This window comes from Streptomyces sp. NPDC003042 (assembly GCF_053591315.1).
Map to the genome: position 1 here is coordinate 50,998 of NZ_JBSFTP010000032.1, position 19,419 is coordinate 70,416.

Below are 19,419 nucleotides of genomic sequence, written 5' to 3' on the forward strand. Positions count from 1 at the left end.
GGCGTCGTGACCCGGTGAACCTTGCCGGTCACAGCACTAGAGTCGGGGTATGGCTGAAGAAGAGACGGAGAAGCCGTCGACGACGGCACCGGGCACGGTTCCGACCGGACCGCTGGAGACGGGATCCGCACGCGTGGACGCCTGGATCTGGTCGGTCCGCCTGACGAAGACCCGTTCCGTCGCGGCGACCGCGTGCCGGGCGGGACACGTCAAGGTCAACGGCGAGCGCGCGAAGCCGGCGCAGACGGTGCGCGCGGGCGACGAGGTGCGGCTCTTCCACGCGGGCCGCGAACGCATCGTCGTTGTCCGGCGGCCCGTGGCCAAGCGGGTCGGCCCCCCGGTCGCCGCCGAATGCTTCATCGACAACAGCCCGCCGCCGCCCACTCCCCTCGAGGCCGCCGTCGTCGGCATCCGCGACCGGGGTACGGGCCGCCCGACGAAGCGCGACCGACGGGAGATCGAAGGCCTGCGCCGCGGCCGCTGACCCACGCGCCGCTGCCCGCCCCCGGGACCTTCCCCTGGGGCCGGGGCCGGGGCCGGGGCCGGGGTCAGGCCTTGCGGTACGCGTACGCCTCGGTGGCCACCGCCGCCACCGCCTCCAGCGGGGCCCCCGCCGAGGCGGCGACCAGCGCCGCCACCGCGCCCTCCAGGAAGGGCGCGTCCACCAGCCGGGACCCGGCCGGCAGTTCCTCGTCCTCCAGCAGCGCCTTCACCGTCAGCACCGAACTGCCCAGGTCCGCCAGCAGCGCTACCCCGGCCCCTTGGTCCACCGCGGCCGCGGCCGCCAGGATCAGTTCGGCGCTCGTGCCCAGCCCGCCGTCGGCCGTACCGCCCGCCGCGGCCATCGGAGCCACCGCACCGCCCGCCGCGAGGCCCCGCGCCAGCTCCGCCACCGCCTCCGCCACCTGGGCGCTGTGCGACACCAGCACGATGCCGACCACCGGCTCCGGGCTCACGGGGCTCACGCGGCGCCGTCCTCGTCCGCGGTGTCCGCCAGCGCGCCCAGCAGCAGCGCCGCCGAGGTGGCCCCCGGATCCTGGTGCCCGATGCTGCGCTCGCCGAGGTAACTGGCGCGGCCCTTGCGGGCCAGCAGCGGAACCGTGGCCCGCGCGCCGTTCTCCGCCGCGTTACCGGCGGCGCGGTACGACGTACTCAGCGCCGCCACCCCCGGCACCAGCGCGTCCAGCATCGTCTTGTCGCCCGGCGCCGCCCCGCCCAGCTGGGCCACCGCGCCCACTCCCGCGTACAGGGCCTTGCGCAGCTCCTCGTCGGAGACCTCGGCGGCTTCCCCGAGCTCCTTGCCGGTGCGCCGCAGCAGCGTTCCGTAGAGCGGTCCCGACGCGCCGCCGACCGTGGAGATCAGCGTCCGCCCGGCCAGCTGGAGCACCGCGCCCGGCGAGGCCCGCGGATCCCCGGCGGCGAGGGCGGCCCGTACGGCCACGAAGCCGCGCAGCATGTTGCTGCCGTGGTCGGCGTCCCCGATGGGGGAGTCGAGCTCGGTCAGCCGGTCCGCCTCACGCTCCACCGCCGTCGCCGCGGCCTCCATCCAGCGCCGGAAGAACTCTGCGTCACGCACCGGATCTCCTCGCCTCGCACCCTCTGGCCGGTCCCACCGCCACCTTACGGTCAGCCGTACGTCAACGGCCCCAGCGCAGCGCGGCGGTCTGCACGGGCGCGTCCCACAGACGCAGCAGCTCGTCGTCGACCCGGCACAACGTCACCGAACAACCCGACATGTCAAGGGAGGTGACGTAGTTTCCGACGAGTGTCCGGGCCACCGGCACGCCCCGCGCGGCCAGCACCCGGGCCACCTCCGCGTGGAATCCGTACAGCTCCAGCAGCGGGGTCGCCCCCATCCCGTTGACCAGGACCAGCACCGGCCCGCCCGCCGGGCCCGCCTCCGCCGACTCCTCCAGTACGGCCTGCACCACGACCTCCGCGATCTGCCGCGCGGTCATCATCGGCCGCCGTTCCCGGCCCGGTTCACCGTGGATGCCCACCCCCAACTCCAGCTCCCCCTCCGGGAGCTCGAAGGTCGGGCCGCCCTTCGCGGGGGTGGTGCAGGCGCTCAGCGCCACCCCGAAGCTGCGCGAGGACTCGTTGACCCGCCGGGCGATGGCGGCGACCCGCTCCAGTGGCGCGCCCTCCTCGGCGGCCGCCCCGGCGATCTTCTCGACGAACAGGGTCGCCCCGGTCCCGCGCCGCCCGGCGGTGTAGAGACTGTCGGTGACGGCGACGTCGTCGTTGACCAGCACCCGCTCGACCCGCAGGCCCTCCTCCTCGGCCAGTTCGGCGGCCATCTGGAAGTTCAGCACGTCACCGGTGTAGTTCTTCACGATGAACAGCACGCCCTGCCCGGCCTCCACGGCGGTGGCCGCCCGCAGCATCTGGTCGGGCACCGGAGAGGTGAACACCTCCCCGGGGCACGCGGCGGACAGCATTCCGTACCCCACGAAGCCCGCGTGCATCGGTTCGTGCCCCGACCCGCCCCCGGAGACCAGACCGACCCGCCCGCCGCCCCGCACGTCGCGGCGTACGACGACCCGCCGCTCGACGTCCACCTCCAGCTCGGGATGCGCGGCCGCCATCCCGCGCAGCGCGTCGGCGACCACGGTGTCCGGACTGTTGATCAGCATCTTCACGGATGTCTCCTTCGTCGCGGTGGTCCCGTGAGGGCCGGCTCGACTTCACGATACGCAGCGGGGCAGGTGAAAGCGGGGAGTCCGTTCTTCTCCTCCTTCGGACTTCCGCGCGTGCGCACGGGTGGACGCGCGGCGCCTATCGCGGCTTCGCGCTCGCCGTGGGCCCGGCTCCCAGGGCGAGGCACACGGCGAACGCGGAGAGGACGGCCAGCAGGGCGAAGACACCGGGGTAGCCGCCGAGGGGGCCGGCGAGGGCGGCGCCCGCCCAGGGGGCGAGGGCCGCGGCGATGTGGGCCGGCGCGCCGAGGAGCCCGGAGAGACGGCCGTAGTGGGCGGTGCCCCAGCGGTCGGCGACGGCGGTGGCCTGGAGGAGGGTGAGGTTGCCCCGGACGACGCCGGCCAGCACCGCGAGCACGACGAGCAGCGGCAGGGGGCCCGCCACGAGCGCGAAGGCCGCCGTGGTCGCGCCGCCGAGGGCGATGAGGGTGACGGTGCGCGTCGTGACGGAGGTACGGGAGGACAGGCCCGCGTACAGGGTGCGGCCGAGGGTCTGGCCCGCCCCGCCGAGCCCGAGGGCCCAGGCGGCTGTCGAGGGGCTCGCGCCGCGTTCGGTGAGCAGCGGGATCAGGCCCATGACCACGGCGTACATGGCGAAGCCGGACAGGGTGAAGGACGCGGCCAGGAGGAGGAAGGGGCGGCTGCGGGCGACCGGCCCGCGCCCGGTGGGCGGTGGCGGCGGGGGCGCGGGCGGCCAGGGCGCGCGCAGGGCCAGGGCGTGGGCGGGGATGGTGACGGCGGCGAGGATCGCCGCGAGGACGACGTACGTGGCCCGCCAGCTCAGGTGCTCGGCGAGGGCGGCGGTCAGCGGTGCGAAGACGGTGGAGGCCAGTCCGCCGGCGAGGGTGACGATGGTCAGGGCCCGCACCCGGTCGGGTCCCCACCAGCGGGTGACCGCGGCGAAGGCCGGGGAGTAGAAGGTGGCCGCCATGGCCAGGCCGGCGAGCATCCACCCGGCCGTGAAGAGGGCCAGGTTGGGTGAGGCGGCGATCACGAGGAGGGCGAGCGTGCCGAGGATCGAGCCGCCGGTCATCACGGCGCGCGGGCCCCGGCGGTCGAGCATGCGGCCGATCGGGATTCCGGCGAGCGCCGACACCAGCAGGGCGAGCGAGAAGGCGGCGGTGGCGGAGGTGACGGACCAGCCCGTGTCGGCGGTCAACCGCGGCAGCAGGACGGGGAAGGCGTAGTAGACGATCCCCCAGCTGGTGATCTGGGTGGCGCACAGGGCGGGGAGAGCGGCGCGCGGCCGCGACCGGAACTCTGTCCCGGTCGTGGCCGCGTCGGCCCGGGTCGGTGGCACGCGGGTCAGCAGCCGCCGGAAGCGGCCGGGGCGCCGATGGTGAGGGTGGTGGCGGGGGCCGCGCAGCAGCCGCCGCCGGTGGCCTCTTCGGCCTCGGGCTGGTCGAAGAGGCCGGCGCCGCCGCAGACTCCGGTCTCGGGGAGGGTCAGTTCGACGCGTTCGGCGCCTTCCTGGTCGCCGGCGAGGTGGGCCGCGATGGAGCGGACCTGCTCGTAGCCGGTCATGGCGAGGAAGGTCGGGGCGCGGCCGTAGGACTTCATGCCGACGAGGTAGACGTCCCGCTCCGGGTGGGAGAGCTCGCGTACGCCGTGGGGGTAGACGGTGCCGCAGGAATGCTGGTTGGGGTCGATCAGCGGGGCCAGGTCGGTCGGGGCCTGGAGGCGCTCGTCGAGGCCCAGGCGCAGCTCGTCGAGGAAGGAGAGGTCGGGGCGCAGGCCGGTGAGGACGACGACCTCGTCGACCGGGTCCAGGCGGCGGCCGTCCTCGGCGACCAGCACCAGCTGCTCTCCGCTCTTCTCCAGGGCATCCGTGCGGAAGCCGGTGACGGCGTCGGCGTGGCCGTTGTCGACGGCGGCCTTGGCGGCGAGGCCCAGCGCGCCGCGGGCGGGGAGCTGGTCGGCCTCGCCGCCGCCGAAGGTGGAGCCGCTGATGCCGCGGCGCAGGATCCACACGGCGTGCGTACCGGGCACCTCCTTGGCGAGCTCGGCCAGGTAGGCGAGGGCGGTGAAGGCGGAGGCGCCGGAGCCGATGACGGCGGTGCGCTTGCCGGCGTACCGGGCGCGGACGGCAGGGTCCTTGAGGTCGGGGATCCGGTACGAGACGCGGTCCGAGGCCGTCCTCTCGCCGAGCGCGGGCAGGCCGTCGCCGCCGATCGGGCTGGGGGTGGACCAGGTGCCGGAGGCGTCGATGACGGCGCGGGCGGTGATGCGCTCCTCGGTGCCGTCGGCGTTCAGGACGCGGACGGTGAAGGGCTGCCGCTCGCGGTCGGCGTCCACGACGCGGTCGCGGCCGAGGCGGGAGACGCCGGTCACGGTGGCGCCGTAGCGGACCTTGTCACCGAGGACGTCGGCGAGCGGCTGGAGGTACCGCTCGGCCCAGTCCGCGCCGGAGGGGTAGCTCGCGCCGTCGGGGGCGGTCCAGCCGGTCGGCGCGAGGAGCTTCTCGGCGGCCGGGTCCACCACCTCGGACCAGGTGGAGAAGAGGCGTACGTGTCCCCACTCCCGCACGGCGCTGCCCGCGGCGGCTCCGGCTTCCAGCACGAGGGGTTCGATGCCGCGCTCGGTGAGGTGGGCGGCGGCGGCCAGGCCGGCCGGTCCCGCTCCGATGACGACGACGGGAAGCTGCTGCTGGCTCATGGCGGTGATCTCCTGAAATCAGTGGCGGGGCGGTGGGCGGCGCAGCGGTACGCGCCGGCCTCGACCGCCCTGATTCGATGTCTGTCGATGTCCTGAGGTTGCCACTCGTATCGACGAGTGTCAACATAGACACATGTCGAATTCACAGGTGGTCGAACTCCCGGTCGTTCAGCTCGCACCGGCCGTCCCCTGCTGCCCGCCGATCACCTCGGCCGAGCTGTCCCGGACGGACGCGGAGAAGATGGCCGTGATGTTCAAGGCGCTCGCGGACCCCGTGCGGCTACGGCTGTTCTCCAAGGTCGCCTCGCACGCGGGAGGGGAGGCGTGCGTGTGCGACATCGCCGACGTCGGCGTCTCGCAGCCGACGGTCTCCCACCACCTGAAGAAGCTCCGCGAGGCGGGACTGCTCAGCTCGGAGCGGCGTGGCACGTGGGTGTACTACAAGGTCGAACCGTCGGTGGTCGCGGCCATGTCCGCGCTGCTGGACCTGCCGAACTGACCCGCGGGACCGGTCGGCCGCAGCCCGTCCCCGTGAGCGGTGTTCGGCCGAGTGAGGTCATGAGCGCGTTGCGGGCCTGTTCGCAGGAGCGGCGGGCCCCGGCGGCGCGGATGCGGCAGTGTTCGTGCGTGTCGGCCGCGCGTGGCGCGTTCGTCGCCGCAGGCCTTGCGCCCGTGCAGGCCGTCAGGACAGCGCGGGTGACGTCGGCGTCGTAGCCGGTGTGCCGCGAGAGGATCGCGGCCGTGGCGGTGCGGATGTCGGCGCAGCCCCACCGAGGGTGGCCGTCGCGCCGGTGGCCACGACGCCCGTGGCGGGAAGACCCACACCCCCTCCGGGTAGCTCCACCAGTGGGTGCGGAACCCCGCCCCCACCGCGCCGCTCGCAGGCGGGCCGCTTACGATGCGGCTGTGGAGAAGCGGATGCGACGAGCGGCAGAGCCCTTCGGGCAGCGCTCCGGCGTGCTGCTCGTGCTCCTCGTGCTGACCGTCCTGACCGGGCTCGTGGCCATGCACGGCCTGGGGCCGGGGGCGGTCCCGGCCGCCGCGCACGCGGCGAGCGCCTCCTCCGCGGCCCACGCCGCTCCCGCCCACCACGGCGGCACACCGGCCGACTCCGCGGACCGGCAGGGCTGCCTCCATGCCACCGAGCCCGCCGGGAAGGGCGGCGGCCATGCCGAGCACGCCGACGCCACCTGCGCGGCCACCGGCACCAGCGGCGCTCCCGTACTTCCCGCGCCGGCCCTCGTGCCGGGCGGCGCGGCCACCGCGACGGCGGCGGCCGGGGGCGGGACCGTGCCCGACGCGACGGCGTGCGGACGCGCGCCACCGTCACTGAGCGAACTTCAACTCCTGCGCATATAGGGCGGTCTCGGCATGCCCGGCCCCATGACGGCCGGTGCCCCTGCCTCCACGAGCCGGCCCTCATCCGCACGCTCTTCGCCGCGTGCCCCAGCACAGGAGAAGTACGACCATGACCACTGCCAAGCGATCCCTGATCCGCCGCACCACCGCCGTGGCGGCAGCCGCCGCCGCCGCGCTCGTCCTCGCCGCCTGCGGCGCCGACGACGACAGCGGCTCCGCGCACGACACCCACGGCACCGCCGCCACGCCCACCGCTACGGCCTCCGCCCCGGCGACGGCCTCCGCGGGTCAGGGCACGAACAACGCCGCCGACACGGCCTTCGCCAAGGGGATGATCCCCCACCACCGGCAGGCCGTGGAGATGGCCGACCTCGCCGCCACGCGGGCCGCGTCGCCGGAGGTCAAGAAGCTCGCCGACGAGATCAAGAAGGCGCAGGACCCGGAGATCAAGACCCTGTCCGGCTGGCTGACCTCCTGGGGCGAGCAGGTTCCCGCCGAGGGCGCCGACGATCACTCCGCGCACGGTACGGGCGGGATGATGACGGCCGAGGAGATGGAGCGGCTCGAAAAGGCCTCGGGCAAGGCCTTCGACACCGCCTTCATGGAGCTGATGATCAAGCACCACGAGGGCGCCGTCACCATGGCCAAGACCGAGCAGTCCGAAGGGCGCTACCAGCCCGCCAAGGACATGGCCGCCGCGATCATCACCTCTCAGAGCGCCGAGATCGCCCACATGAAGGCGCTCCTCGCCAAGAGCTGATCGGCCATCGTCCGGTGGGGGCGGCCGACCGGCCGCCCCCACCCGGCGCGCTCAGGCGCCCGTGTCCACGCCCGTGTCCACGCCCGTGTCCAGGAAGATCCAGTTGTCGTCCGGCTCCGTGGCGGGCGCCGGCGGCCGGACCGGGCGCCGCTCCTCGCGCCAGGCGGCGGCGCCCACCGCCTCGGTGGCCACGCCCCGCCAGAAGCGGGCGGCGCCCGTATTCGGGTCCTGGAACGCGATCGCCCACCGCCCCGGCCGGGAGGTCAGCAGCTCCAGGGCGGCCCGCCGGCCGACGCCCCGCCTGCGCAGGGCCCGTACGACGAAGAAGGCGGAGATCGAGGTGTCCCCCTCGGAGGTCCGCCGGGTCAGGACGAAACCCGCGTACGTGGACCCGTACTCGATCAGCAGGACCTCGCGCCCGGGATCCCCGAAGAACAGCGCCAGGGCGTCGAAGGCGAAACGGCCGTCGGCCGAGGGCAGGTAGCCGAGGAACTCCGACATGTCGTGCCGGTACAGCTGCGCCAACCGCTCGACGACGGGGCGCAGTTCCTCGCCCGCCGGGCGCAGGCTGAGGGGTGTGGGGTCGTTGGTGGCGTCCATCCGCGGATTCTCGCAGAGCGTCAACGCGGGGGCTGTCGGTCACTCGGTGGGCTGAAGGACAGACCGCATGGTGTCGGCGCCGAAGGTACGTTGTGAGCATGAACCGCAGCGGCTTGGCACGGACCGCTCCAGCGGCGCTGAGCGGCCTGCTCTCCGGCTACGCGGCCCTGGCCGTCGCCGAACTGGTCTCGGCCGCCGTCCGCCCGCAGGCCGGTCCGGTCACGGCGGTCGGCGGGGCGGCCATCGACCGGACACCGGCCGCCGTCAAGGACTGGGCCATCCGCACCTTCGGCGCCGCCGACAAGCTCGTCCTCCAGCTCGGCATCCTGGCCACCCTCGGCCTGCTCGCCGTCGGACTCGGCCTCCTCGCCCTGCGGCGCCGCCGCACCGGCTCTGCCGCCGTGCTCCTCTTCGGCGCGGTCGGCGGCGCGGCCGCCGTCACGCGGCCGGACTCCACCGGCCTGGCCGACGCCCTGCCCTCCCTCGCGGGCGCGCTCGTCGGAGCGGGTCTGCTGTACGTCCTGATCGGGCGGCTCACCGCCGAGCCGCGGCCCGCCGGCGCCGAGGGCTGGAGTCGCCGGGGCTTCCTCGTCACCGCCGGGGCCGCCGCGCTGGCCTCCACGGCGGCGGGAGCCCTGGGCCTGCGGCTGAACTCCTCCGGAGGGGCCGCGGCCGCCTCCCGGGAGACCGTGCGGCTGCCCGTACCGGCCTCGCCCGCCCCGCCCGTGCCGCGCGGCGCGTCGCTGCGCATCCCCGGCATCAGCGCGTTCGTCACCCCCAACGCCGACTTCTACCGCGTCGACACCGCGCTGGTGGTCCCGAAGGTCTCCGCCGACAGCTGGCGCCTGCGCATCCACGGCAAGGGCGTGGGCCGGCCCCGTACGTACACCTACGCGGACCTGCTCGCCCGGGACCTGATCGAGCGGGACATCACCCTCGCCTGCGTCTCCAACGAGGTCGGCGGCCCCTACATCGGCAACGCCCGCTGGCTCGGCGTACGCCTGGCCATCCTGCTGGCCGAGGCCGGCGTGCGGCCGCCGTCGCGGGGCGGACCGGCCGACCAGCTGGTGGCCAGGTCGGTGGACGGCATGACCCTGGGCAGTCCGGTCGAGGACGTCATGGACGGCCGGGACGCGATGCTCGCCGTCGCCATGAACGGCGAACCGCTGCCCTTCACCCACGGTTTTCCCGTACGCATGCTCGTGCCGGGCCTGTACGGATACGTTTCCGCGTGCAAGTGGCTCCAGGACCTCGAACTCACCACCTTCGACTCCTACGACCCGTACTGGGTCGAGCGGAAGTGGGCCCGCAAGGCCCCGGTCAAGACGCAGTCCCGCATCGACACCCCCAAGCCCTTCGCCCGCCTCGGGACCGGCACCGTCACGGTCGCCGGGGTGGCCTGGGCGCAGCACCGCGGCATCGACCGGGTGGAGGTACGGGTTGACGAAGGCCCCTGGGAGCAGGCGGACCTGGCCGCCGAGGACACCGTCGACACCTGGCGGCAGTGGTCCTACCGCTGGCAGGCCGCCCCGGGCGGACACACCCTCACCGTCCGTGCCACCGACCGGACCGGTACGACGCAGACCGCGGAACGCACCCGGACCATGCCCGACGGAGCGAGCGGCCACCACTCGGTCGTCGTCAGCGTCGCCTGAGCCCCCGCCCCGGCCCCCGTCAGGCGGTCCGGTCGGCGGGTCGCCGGTCGGCGGCCGTCGCCGCCGCGGCGTGCAGGGAGCGCAGCGCCAGCATCAGCACGCCGATGTCGTCGAGGTAGACGGGGTCCGGGATCAGGTCGACCGGGGAGACGGTGTAGACGACGGCGACCCAGAAGAGCGCCTTGTCGCGCAGCGGAATCCCGGCGTCCAGCAGGAGCTTGCGCGCCTGGAGGACCCGTACGAGCAGCACCGCTGCGGCGATCGCCAGCCCGAGGGCGACGACCGCTGCGATGATCAGCCAGGCTTTTCCGTCCATGAGGGACTTTCTACCCCGTCAGGCGCTCTGTTCGCGCAGCCGGCGGCTCACTTCGCCCAGACCGGCCGCGAGTGCGTCGAGCTGTTCGGGGGTGAGTACGTCGATGAGGACCTCCCGGACGGTGGCCACATGGCCGGGCGCGGCCTCCTCGAGGCGGGCGGCGCCCGCGTCGGTGAGGACGGCGAAGACCCCGCGCACGTCGGAGGGGCAGCTGCGGCGGCGGACCAGCCCGGCCTTCTCCATCTGGCCGATCTGGTAGGTCAGCCCGCTCTTGGAGTTGATCAGGCCGTTGGCGAGTTCGGTCATGCGCAACTCGCGGTCGGGCGCCGCGGCGAGTCGCACGAGGATCTCGTACTGCGGGTGCGAGAGCCTGGAGTCGTCCTTGAGCTGTTGATCGAGACGGCGGTTCACCAGGGCGGATGCGGCCAGGAATCCACTCCAGGCCCGCATCTCGCGGTCGTCCAGCCATCTCGTCTCAGCCATGGATCCAGCGTACACGGACTTGTTCGAATTTGAATCAGTGGCTAGAGTCGGGAGCGGCGGTTCGAATTTGAACTACTCCCCTCGGGCCGTCCCGACCGGAAGGAACCCCCCATGACCAGCGCCTCCGCCTCGACGAAGGCCCCGGCCACCACACCGGCCGTGCACCCCGCAGCCTCCACCACCGCCTACGACGCGGGCCTGCTGCTCCTGCGCGTCGTCCTCGGCCTCACCATGGCCGGCCACGGCGTCCAGAAGCTCTTCGGCTGGTTCGGCGGCGGCGGGATCAGCGGCACCGGCAAGTTCTTCACCGCCAGCGGCTACCCCGCGGGCGAGACCATGGCCGCCGTCGCCGGCCTCACCGAGACCCTGGGCGGCCTCGGCCTCGCCCTCGGCCTGCTCACCCCGCTCGCCGGTGCCGCCGTCGTCGGCACGATGATCAACGCGATCGCCGTCCACGGCCTCGGAGCGTTCTTCGCCCCGAAGGGCATCGAGTACGAACTGCTCCTGGCGGCGGGCGCCGCGGCCCTCACGCTCTGCGGCCCGGGCCGCTACGCCCTCGACCGCTTCCTGCCCGTCCCCGCGCTCCGCGACCACCGGCTGACCCACGGCGCGCTCGCCCTGGCCCTCGCCGTGGTCCTCGCGGCGGTGACGCTCCTCGTCCGCGACTGACGCGGGCGGGTGTGGCCCGCTCCGCTGATTGGCCCCGGACAATCGGGGGAACAGCGGATGAATGACACAACCCATCGAAGACTACGCACTCATCGGCGACCTGATGACCAGTGGACTGGTCGGCCGTGACGGGTCCATCGACTGGCTGTGCCTGCCGCGCTTCGACTCGGCGGCCTGTTTCGCGGCGCTCCTCGGCGACGAGGAGAACGGCCACTGGCGCATCGCCCCGGCCGGCGCCGCCGACGGCGAGCAGTGCACCCGTCGGGCCTACGTCGACGACTCGCTCGTCCTGGAGTCCTATTGGGAAACCGAGGCCGGCACCGTCAAGGTCGTCGACTTCATGCCGCAGCGTGCCACCGCACCCGACGTGATGCGGATCATCGAGGGGATCTCCGGCCGGGTCACCGTCCGCAGCACCCTGCGCCTGCGGTTCGACTACGGCCACGTCGTCCCCTGGGTCCGGCGCAGCGAGGGCGACCGGGTCGCGGTCGCCGGACCCGACTCCGCGTGGTTGCGCAGCGAGCCGCCCGTACGGACCTGGGGAGAGGCCAAGAGCACCCGCTCGGAGTTCACCGTCGAGACGGGGGAGCGGGTCGCGTTCGTGCTGACCTGGCACCCCTCGCACGAGCCGCGCCCCCCGTCCATCGACCCGTACGCGGCGCGCGAGCAGAGCCTCGCCGACTGGCGCGAGTGGTCCGGCCAGTGCTGCTACGAGGGCCCGTACCGGGAGGCCGTGATGCGCTCCCTGATCACGCTCAAGGCCCTCACCTACGCGCCGACCGGCGGGATCGTCGCCGCCTCCACCACCTCCCTGCCGGAGGAGCTCGGCGGCGTCCGCAACTGGGACTACCGCTACTGCTGGCTCCGCGACTCCACCCTGACCCTCGGCGTCCTCCTGGCCACCGGATACCTCGACGAGGCCCGGGCCTGGCGGGCCTGGCTGCTGCGCGCGGTCGCCGGCGCCCCCGCCGACCTCCAGATCATGTACGGGATCGCCGGCGAGCGCCGGATCCCCGAGAGCGATGTGCCGTGGCTGCGCGGGTACGCCGCCTCCGCGCCGGTGCGCATCGGGAACGCGGCGGTCAACCAGCTCCAGCTCGACGTGTACGGGGAGGTCATCGACTCCCTGCACCTCGCCCGCTCGGCGGGGATCACCGCGGAGTGGCACGCCTGGAAGATCCAGCTCGCCCTCCTCGACTTCCTGGAGCACAACTGGCGCCGGCCCGACGAGGGGCTGTGGGAGGTCCGCGGACCGCGCCGGCACTTCGTGCACTCCAAGGTGATGGCCTGGGTCGCGGCCGACCGGGCCGTGCGGACGCTGGAGGGCGATCCGTCGTTGCCCGGTGACGTGATGCGCTGGCGGGCCATGCGGGACGAGGTGCACCGCGAGGTCTGCGAGAACGGCTACGACGCCGAGCGCAACACCTTCACCCAGTACTACGGCTCGCGCGAACTGGACGCCGCGACCCTGCTGATCCCCAGGGTCGGTTTCCTGCCGCCCGACGACCCGCGCGTCATCGGCACCGTCGACGCCGTCCGGGCCGAGCTGGGCAGCAAGGGGCTGGTCCGCCGCTACAGCACCGAAGGACCGCCCGTCGACGGGCTGCCCGGGGACGAAGGGACCTTCCTGGCCTGCTCGTTCTGGCTGGCCGACGCGCTTCAGCTGACCGGCCGGGGCAAGGAGGCGCGCGTGCTCTTCGAACGGCTTCTGGACGTACGCAACGACGTGGGTCTGCTGGCCGAGGAGTACGACCCCGTCGCCGGCCGCCAACTCGGCAACTTCCCCCAGGCGTTCAGCCACGTCGGCCTGGTGAACACCGCGCTCACGCTGGGCTGGGCCGATGTGGAGGCCGAGGGCTGAGACCCGTACGGGGGAGACGCGTCTGGTACCGGAGGCCTACGCGGCACGCGCCCGGATCCTCCTCGTGGCCGATGGGGGAAGGCCATGGCGGTCGACAGAATCGAGGGACGCAAGATCGTGACGGCCCACAGGGGCCGCCAGACTCGGGGAGATCCAGGTGAAGCTGACCCACCACGACCGACGCGGCCGGTTACGCGGCGCAGCGGCCGCCGCAACCGTCGTACTCGCCCTCCTGGCCGCGGCCGCCCCGGCGGCGAGCGCGGTCACCGCGACGCAGACGGCCCCGCCCCGCCTCGACCGCGAGGCACTCGCCCAGCGCCTCGACGCCGTCCACGAGGCCGGCATGTACGGCGCGTACAGCTCGGTGCGCGACGGCCGCGACCGGTGGAGCGGGGCCACGGGCTTCGCGGACGTCGACACCGGCCGTCCCACCACCCCGGGCATGCGGCACCGGGTCGGCAGCGTCACCAAGACCTTCACCGCCGTCGCCGTGCTCCAGGAGAGCGCCAAGGGCCGAATACAGCTCGACAAGCCCGTCGGCGACTACATACCCGAGCTCGTCCCGGGAGAGCGCGGCCGCACGATCACCGTGCGCATGCTGCTGAACCACACCAGCGGGATCGCGGACTACCTCGCGGAGGCCTTCCCGTCACTGAAGGCGGGCTCCCCGAGCGACGTGGAGGAATTCCGCTACCGCACCCTGCGCCCCGCCCAACTGGCCGCCTACGGGGTGAACCTGCCGCCGCTCTTCGAGCCGGGCACGAACTGGTCGTACTCGAACACCAACTACATCCTGCTCGGCGAGGTGCTGCGCAGCGCCACCGGGCAGGACCCCGAAGCCTTCATCACCCGCAATGTGATCCGCAAGGCCGGGCTCCGCGACACCTACTTCCCCGGCGCCGATCCGCGGATCAAGGGCCCGCACTCCAAGATGTACGACAGCTTCGGCGGAGCGTTCGACCCGCCCCACGAGTTCAGCGAGTACAACATGACCATGGCCGGCACCGCCGGTGCGCTGATCTCCACCACCCAGGACCTCAACACCTTCTTCCGGGCGCTCCTCCAGGGCGAGTTGCTGCCGGCCGCGCAGCTCAGCGAGATGCGCGAGACCGTGCCGTACAAGGACGAGAACGGTGAGGTCGTCCTGCGCTACGGGCTCGGCATCTACTCCGTGGACACACCCTGCGGACCGGCCTGGGGCCACGACGGCGGAGTCTTCGGAGCCATCACGTCGGCACTCTCCAGCCCTGACGGGAAGCGGCAGTTCGCGGTCGGATACAACCTCTCCGGCTACCACCGGGCCGGCTCCGACGGCAAGCCGGTACCGCACCCCGTCGACGCGGCCATGACCGCGCTGCGCGACCAGGCCCTGTGCGGCGGCGGCGCCGCCGAACCGGGCGCCCGTACGGCCGCCCCGCGGACGCTCCCGCAGCCGCTGGACAGCCTGCTCATCGAGGACGCCCGGTCGGCGGCCTCCGGCCAGCGCCAGCGGTAGGCAGGCACGCGTGAGCGGTCCGGCGCGTCGCGCGCCGAGCCCGTACGCCGTACGGACTGAGCCGAACGCATCCCCCGTCCGAGGGACGCACCGGCCGCCGGACCGTCTCACGCGCCACCGCCGGGGAGGCTTCCCGGCATGCAGCAGCTGTCCGGCCACGCACCCGACCGGGACGCCCCGCACGCGACGTTCCGGGGAATCCGCGCCCACCCGCGCCCCGGCGACCCGGCGCGGGAAGCGGCGTACTGGACGGCGTACCGCGCCTCGCCGGTCAGCCCGCTGACGACCCGCCCGGCCTGAGCGGTGTCACTGCTCGGCGGCCGCCGCCCTGATCAGCTCGACGATCCGGTCCCGGGCCGCACGCCCCTCCGGCACCGGCAGCAGCGGGTACACGTGAGGCAGCCCCGCCTCCTCGTGCCACTCCACCTCGACCCCGGCCGCGCGGGCCCGGCGCAGCAACTCCGCGCTGTCGGTGGTCAGCACGTCCCGGGTGCCCGTGAAGACCGTCAGCGGCGCCAGCCCCTCGAAGGAACCGCGCAGCGGGCTCACCCGCGGGTCGTCGGCGGCGAGCGTCCCCGCGTACAGCCGCCCGGCCTCGGCCAGCCCCGCCCGGGCGAGCACCGGGTCGGCCGCCTCGATCGCCGCCTGGTCCGGGTGGCTCATGGACACGTCCAGCCAGGGCGAGATCAGTACGATCCGGGACGGCTGGGCGCCCGTACGCTCCCGCAGCCGCTGCGCGGCGGCCAGCGCCAGCCCCGCCCCCGCGCAGTCCCCGATCAGCACCGTCCCGCCCGCTCCGCCGCTCTCGATCAGACCGCTCAGCAGGTCGGCGGCCACCGGGACGTTGCGGTCGGCGGTCCCGCGCGGGGCGAGGACGTACGCCGGCACGACGACCCGGGCGCGCGCCCGGGTGACCAGGGTCCGGATCAGCGACCAGTGCGGCCGGACGAGCTCGTTGACGTACGCGCCACCGTGCACGTACAGCACTTGCGCCACGGGCTCCTCGCCGCGCGGAGCGGCGTCGTACACCGGCCACGCCCCGACGAAAGTCCGCGACACCTCGGCGACCCGGCCGAGGGAACGCGGCGGCAGATGCGACGCGGGCCTGCGCGCGGACTGCGCCACCCGGGCCAGCACGGCCTCCGCGGTCGCGAAGCGTCTTCGCCGCCCCGTCGCGACCAGTGCGGCCGAAAGCGCCCTGCTGCGCAGACTCGGCACGCCCCTCACCTCCCCTTTTCCCCGGCCCCGGACCCCACCTGCGAGTCCTGCCCCCGGGCCTTGCCCTGTCACCTGAGGAGCATAGGCGTGAAGCTGCGCTGTCGACCCGCTTAAGAAAGTCTCGATGGACTGATCACCACGCCGCTCGGCAGATTGGTCCCCGTCAACGACGCCGCCCGTGCCCCCCGCGCGCGGCGCTCTCTTCCGCATGCCTGGAGCCACCTCATGAAGGCACTCGTCAAGCACAAGGCCGAGCCCGGGCTGTGGCTCATGGACGTCCCCGAGCCCGAGTACGGTCCCGGCGATGTGCTGATCAAGGTGCTGCGTACCGGCATCTGCGGGACGGACCTGCACATCCGCGCCTGGGACGGCTGGGCGCAGGGCGCGGTCAAGACCCCGCTCGTGCTCGGCCACGAGTTCGTCGGCGAGGTCGCGGCGCTCGGCTCCGACGTCCGCGACATCGAGATCGGCGCCCTGGTCAGCGGCGAGGGCCACCTGGTCTGCGGCAAGTGCCGCAACTGCCTGGCCGGCCGCCGCCACCTGTGCCGCAGCACGATCGGGCTCGGTGTCGGGCGCGACGGCGCCTTCGCCGAGTACGTCGTCCTGCCCGCCCAGAACGTGTGGGTGCACCGCACCGCGGTGGACCTGGACGTGGCGGCGATCTTCGACCCCTTCGGCAACGCCGTGCACACCGCACTGTCCTTCCCGCTCGTCGGTGAGGACGTGCTGATCACCGGCGCAGGCCCCATCGGGATCATGGCGGCGGCCGTGGCCCGGCACGCCGGCGCGCGCAGCGTCGTCATCACCGATGTCAGCCCCGAACGGCTCGAGATCGCCCGCAAGGCGGGCGCCACCCTCGCCGTGAACGTCGCCGAATCCTCCATCGCCGACGCGCAGCTCGCGCTCGGCCTGCGCGAGGGCTTCGACATCGGCCTGGAGATGTCCGGCCGCGGCGAGGCCATGCGCGACATGATCGACAACATGACGCACGGCGGCCGGATCGCGATGCTCGGCCTGCCGGCCCAGGAGTTCCCGGTCGACTGGGCCAAGGTCGTCACCTCGATGATCACCATCAAGGGGATCTACGGCCGCGAGATGTTCGAGACCTGGTACGCGATGACCGTGCTGCTGGAGGGCGGGCTGGACCTGTCCCCGGTCATCACCGGCCGCTACTCGCACCGCGACTTCGAGGCCGCCTTCGACGAGGCGTCGACCGCCCGCAGCGGCAAGATCATCCTGGACTGGACGGCGTAACACCCCCTTTCCTCGCCGCCTCCCTGAACTCCGTCTCCCTGAACTCCGTCTCCCTGAACTCCGCCGCACACAGGAGAAACCCAAGCCCATGTTCGAGTCCGTACGCGAAGACCTCCGCACCACCCTCGACGAGATCCGCGCCGCAGGCCTGCACAAGCCGGAGCGCGTCATCGGCACCCCGCAGAACGCCGCCGTCGCCGTGACCGCGGGCGGCGCCCGCAGCGCTGTCGGCGAGGTGCTCAACTTCTGCGCCAACAACTACCTGGGGCTGGCCGACCACCCCGAGGTGGTCGCCGCCGCGAAGGACGCGCTGGACCGCTGGGGCTACGGCATGGCCTCGGTCCGCTTCATCTGCGGCACCCAGGAGGTGCACAAGGAGCTGGAGGCACGGCTGTCGGCCTTCCTCGGCCAGGAGGACACGATCCTCTACTCCTCCTGCTTCGACGCCAACGGCGGTGTCTTCGAAACCCTGCTCGGCGCCGAGGACGCGGTGATCTCCGACGCCCTCAACCACGCCTCGATCATCGACGGCATCCGCCTCTCCAAGGCCCGCCGCTTCCGCTACGCCAACCGCGACCTCGCGGAGCTGGAGATGCGCCTCAAGGAGGCGCAGGACGCCCGCCGCCGCCTGATCGTCACCGACGGCGTGTTCTCCATGGACGGATACGTCGCCCCGCTCGCCGAGATCTGCGACCTGGCGGAGCGCTACGACGCCATGGTCATGGTCGACGACTCCCACGCCGTCGGCTTCGTCGGCCCCGGCGGGCGCGGCACCCCCGAACTGCACGGGGTCATGGACCGCGTCGACATCATCACCGGCACCCTCGGCAAGGCGCTGGGCGGCGCCTCCGGCGGTTACGTCGCCGCGCGCGCCGAGATCGTCGAGCTGCTGCGCCAGCGCTCGCGCCCGTACCTCTTCTCGAACTCCCTCGCCCCGGTCATCGCCGCGGCCTCGCTGAAGGTCCTCGACCTGCTGGAGTCGGCCGGCGACCTGCGCGAACACCTCGCCGCCAACACCGCGCTCTTCCGTTCGAAGATGACCGACGCGGGCTTCGAGATCCTGCCCGGCGACCACGCCATCGCCCCCGTCATGATCGGCGACGCGGCAAAGGCGGCGAAGATGGCCGAGCTGCTGCTGGAGCGGGGGGTGTACGTGATCGGCTTCTCCTACCCGGTCGTGCCGCTCGGCGCGGCCCGCATCCGCGTCCAGCTCTCGGCGGCCCACTCGACGGCGGACGTGGAGCGCGCGGTGGCCGCCTTCGTCGACGCCCGCGCGGCACTGGCGGCCGCCGGGGCCTGAGACACCTCCGCATCCTGAGACAATGGCGGGGTGATCGACCCCCGCCGGCTGCGCATCCTGCGGGCCGTGGCGGACCACCGTACGGTGACCGCCGCGGCCGCAGCCCTGTACCTCACCCCCTCCGCCGTCTCCCAGCAGCTAGCGGCGCTGGAGCAGGAGACGGGCCATGCGCTGCTGACCCGTAGTGGCCGGGGCGTACGGCTCACCGCGGCCGGGGAGATCCTGCTGGGCCACGCCCACGAGGTGCTGGCCCAGCTGGAGCGCGCCGAGGCCGAACTCGCGGCGTACGCGGGCGGATCCGCGGGCGAGGTCACGGTGGCCGCCTTCGCCACCGGGATCGCCGAGGTCCTGGCCCCGGCCATCGCCCGGCTGGCGCTGGACCACCCCGGGATCCGGCTGCGGGTGCGGGACGCCGAGGGCGACCAGAGCCTGCCGCTGCTGCTCGACGGCGAGGCGGACCTGGCCCTGGCCGTCGAGTACCGCGGCGCCCCGGGCGCCGACGACGGCCGCCTGTCCGTCCTGCCGCTCTACGCGGAACCCTTCGACGCGGTGCTCCCGGCCGGGCACCCCCTGGCGGATCTGCCCGCCGTCGCGCTGGCGGAGCTCGCCGATTCGGACTGGGTGGGCCAGTACCGCGGCAATCCGTGCCACGACGTGACCCTGCTCGCCTGCGAACTGGCCGGCTTCCAGCCCCGGTTCCGGCACTCCTCCGACGACTTCCGTGCGGTGACCGCCCTGGTGGGCGCGGGCGCGGGGGTGGCCCTGGTGCCGCGCTCGGCGCTGCGGGGCATGGACCTCAAGGAGGTTCGGGTCCGCCCGGTCGCCGGCGCGGCCGCCACCCGCCGCGTCTTCGCCGCCACCCGCCGCGGCGCCGAGTCCCACCCCCTGATCGCTCCGGTGCTGGCGGCCCTGGTCAAGGAGTCGGAGCGACTGCCGGTGCATTGAGGGTGGGGTGGGGGCGGTGGGGGTGGGTGTTCTGCGGCCGGGGGTTCGGTGGCCAGTGTCCAGTGATCCGGGATCAGGGAGGGTATGGGGGCTTCCCGTCAGTCTCATCGTCTCTCCGTGTCGGGCCGGCCCCTCAAGGGCGCTCCTCCT

21 protein-coding genes are annotated in these 19,419 nt (G+C 73.6%); 12 read left to right on the forward strand and 9 right to left on the reverse strand.

Annotated elements, in window-relative coordinates; translation table 11 throughout:
• Window positions 1-49: 49 nt before the first annotated feature.
• A complete protein-coding gene (locus ACWDYJ_RS17985) occupies window positions 50-484 on the forward strand; it encodes an RNA-binding S4 domain-containing protein (RefSeq protein WP_451566522.1) in 435 nt (144 codons plus the stop codon).
• Between the two features lie 64 nt (window positions 485-548).
• Here ACWDYJ_RS17985 and ACWDYJ_RS17990 read toward each other — a convergent pair whose 3' ends face one another.
• From ACWDYJ_RS17990 to ACWDYJ_RS18010, 5 genes are all read right to left on the reverse strand, one after another.
• A complete protein-coding gene (locus ACWDYJ_RS17990) occupies window positions 549-956 on the reverse strand; it encodes a PTS-dependent dihydroxyacetone kinase phosphotransferase subunit DhaM (RefSeq protein ID WP_451566547.1) in 408 nt (135 codons plus the stop codon).
• A 5-nt stretch (window positions 957-961) separates the two neighbouring features.
• The gene (dhaL, locus tag ACWDYJ_RS17995) at window positions 962-1,576 is read right to left on the reverse strand and encodes a dihydroxyacetone kinase subunit DhaL (protein WP_451566523.1); all 615 of its coding nucleotides are present in this window, start codon (window positions 1,574-1,576) and stop codon (window positions 962-964) included.
• Between the two features lie 61 nt (window positions 1,577-1,637).
• Window positions 1,638-2,642, reverse strand: coding sequence for a dihydroxyacetone kinase subunit DhaK (gene dhaK, locus ACWDYJ_RS18000; protein WP_451566524.1), 1,005 nt, complete (start codon window positions 2,640-2,642; stop codon window positions 1,638-1,640).
• Between the two features lie 136 nt (window positions 2,643-2,778).
• Window positions 2,779-3,999: an MFS transporter gene (locus tag ACWDYJ_RS18005; protein ID WP_451566525.1), complete on the reverse strand. Its 1,221-nt coding sequence runs from the start codon at window positions 3,997-3,999 to the stop codon at window positions 2,779-2,781.
• 5 nt (window positions 4,000-4,004) lie between these two features.
• The gene (locus ACWDYJ_RS18010) at window positions 4,005-5,354 is read right to left on the reverse strand and encodes an FAD-dependent oxidoreductase (RefSeq protein ID WP_451566526.1); all 1,350 of its coding nucleotides are present in this window, start codon (window positions 5,352-5,354) and stop codon (window positions 4,005-4,007) included.
• Between the two features lie 133 nt (window positions 5,355-5,487).
• Here ACWDYJ_RS18010 and ACWDYJ_RS18015 point away from each other — a divergent pair, with 133 nt between their 5' ends.
• The 3 genes from ACWDYJ_RS18015 (at window position 5,488) to ACWDYJ_RS18025 (ending at window position 7,473) form a co-directional block, all read left to right on the forward strand.
• Window positions 5,488-5,853 (forward strand): metalloregulator ArsR/SmtB family transcription factor, encoded by a 366-nt coding sequence (locus tag ACWDYJ_RS18015; RefSeq protein ID WP_451566527.1) that lies wholly within the window; start codon window positions 5,488-5,490, stop codon window positions 5,851-5,853.
• A gap of 419 nt (window positions 5,854-6,272) precedes the next feature.
• Complete coding sequence (locus ACWDYJ_RS18020; protein WP_451566528.1) at window positions 6,273-6,713, forward strand: DUF6153 family protein; 441 nt, start codon at window positions 6,273-6,275, stop codon at window positions 6,711-6,713.
• Window positions 6,714-6,822: 109 nt separating this feature from the next.
• Window positions 6,823-7,473, forward strand: a complete 651-nt coding sequence (locus tag ACWDYJ_RS18025; protein WP_451566529.1) for a DUF305 domain-containing protein — start codon at window positions 6,823-6,825, stop codon at window positions 7,471-7,473.
• 51 nt (window positions 7,474-7,524) lie between these two features.
• Here the strand turns inward: ACWDYJ_RS18025 and ACWDYJ_RS18030 are convergent, their stop codons facing one another.
• On the reverse strand, window positions 7,525-8,073 hold the full coding sequence (locus tag ACWDYJ_RS18030; RefSeq protein ID WP_451566530.1) for a GNAT family N-acetyltransferase: 549 nt from the start codon (window positions 8,071-8,073) through the stop codon (window positions 7,525-7,527).
• 98 nt (window positions 8,074-8,171) lie between these two features.
• On the opposite strand from ACWDYJ_RS18030, the gene ACWDYJ_RS18035 reads away from it, so the two are divergent.
• On the forward strand, window positions 8,172-9,728 hold the full coding sequence (locus ACWDYJ_RS18035; RefSeq protein ID WP_451566531.1) for a molybdopterin-dependent oxidoreductase: 1,557 nt from the start codon (window positions 8,172-8,174) through the stop codon (window positions 9,726-9,728).
• Between the two features lie 19 nt (window positions 9,729-9,747).
• Here ACWDYJ_RS18035 and ACWDYJ_RS18040 read toward each other — a convergent pair whose 3' ends face one another.
• Together ACWDYJ_RS18040 and ACWDYJ_RS18045 are read right to left on the reverse strand one after the other, a co-directional pair.
• Window positions 9,748-10,044, reverse strand: coding sequence for a YkvA family protein (locus ACWDYJ_RS18040; RefSeq protein WP_451566532.1), 297 nt, complete (start codon window positions 10,042-10,044; stop codon window positions 9,748-9,750).
• An 18-nt stretch (window positions 10,045-10,062) separates the two neighbouring features.
• Window positions 10,063-10,527: a MarR family winged helix-turn-helix transcriptional regulator gene (locus ACWDYJ_RS18045; RefSeq protein ID WP_451566533.1), complete on the reverse strand. Its 465-nt coding sequence runs from the start codon at window positions 10,525-10,527 to the stop codon at window positions 10,063-10,065.
• A 111-nt stretch (window positions 10,528-10,638) separates the two neighbouring features.
• Between ACWDYJ_RS18045 and ACWDYJ_RS18050 the strand changes: the two genes are divergently transcribed.
• The 4 genes from ACWDYJ_RS18050 to ACWDYJ_RS18065 all read left to right on the forward strand — a co-directional run bounded on the left by ACWDYJ_RS18050 (window position 10,639) and on the right by ACWDYJ_RS18065 (window position 14,852).
• Window positions 10,639-11,196 carry a DoxX family membrane protein gene (locus ACWDYJ_RS18050; protein WP_451566534.1) on the forward strand — a complete coding sequence of 186 codons (558 nt, stop codon included), beginning with the start codon at window positions 10,639-10,641 and terminating at the stop codon, window positions 11,194-11,196.
• A gap of 61 nt (window positions 11,197-11,257) precedes the next feature.
• On the forward strand, window positions 11,258-13,057 hold the full coding sequence (locus tag ACWDYJ_RS18055) for a glycoside hydrolase family 15 protein (RefSeq protein ID WP_451566535.1): 1,800 nt from the start codon (window positions 11,258-11,260) through the stop codon (window positions 13,055-13,057).
• A gap of 157 nt (window positions 13,058-13,214) precedes the next feature.
• Window positions 13,215-14,552, forward strand: coding sequence for a serine hydrolase domain-containing protein (locus ACWDYJ_RS18060; RefSeq protein WP_451566536.1), 1,338 nt, complete (start codon window positions 13,215-13,217; stop codon window positions 14,550-14,552).
• Between the two features lie 138 nt (window positions 14,553-14,690).
• Entirely contained in the window at window positions 14,691-14,852 is a 162-nt protein-coding gene (locus ACWDYJ_RS18065; RefSeq protein WP_451566537.1) for a hypothetical protein, read from the forward strand.
• Window positions 14,853-14,858: 6 nt separating this feature from the next.
• Here ACWDYJ_RS18065 and ACWDYJ_RS18070 read toward each other — a convergent pair whose 3' ends face one another.
• The gene (locus ACWDYJ_RS18070) at window positions 14,859-15,770 is read right to left on the reverse strand and encodes an alpha/beta hydrolase fold domain-containing protein (RefSeq protein WP_451566538.1); all 912 of its coding nucleotides are present in this window, start codon (window positions 15,768-15,770) and stop codon (window positions 14,859-14,861) included.
• Window positions 15,771-15,995: 225 nt separating this feature from the next.
• Here ACWDYJ_RS18070 and tdh point away from each other — a divergent pair, with 225 nt between their 5' ends.
• The 3 genes from tdh to ACWDYJ_RS18085 all read left to right on the forward strand — a co-directional run bounded on the left by tdh (window position 15,996) and on the right by ACWDYJ_RS18085 (window position 19,269).
• A complete protein-coding gene (gene tdh / locus ACWDYJ_RS18075; RefSeq protein ID WP_451566539.1) occupies window positions 15,996-17,024 on the forward strand; it encodes an L-threonine 3-dehydrogenase in 1,029 nt (342 codons plus the stop codon).
• A gap of 88 nt (window positions 17,025-17,112) precedes the next feature.
• The gene (locus tag ACWDYJ_RS18080) at window positions 17,113-18,324 is read left to right on the forward strand and encodes a glycine C-acetyltransferase (protein ID WP_451566540.1); all 1,212 of its coding nucleotides are present in this window, start codon (window positions 17,113-17,115) and stop codon (window positions 18,322-18,324) included.
• A gap of 30 nt (window positions 18,325-18,354) precedes the next feature.
• Window positions 18,355-19,269, forward strand: coding sequence for a LysR substrate-binding domain-containing protein (locus ACWDYJ_RS18085; protein ID WP_451566541.1), 915 nt, complete (start codon window positions 18,355-18,357; stop codon window positions 19,267-19,269).
• The last annotated feature ends 150 nt before the right edge of the window (window positions 19,270-19,419 follow it).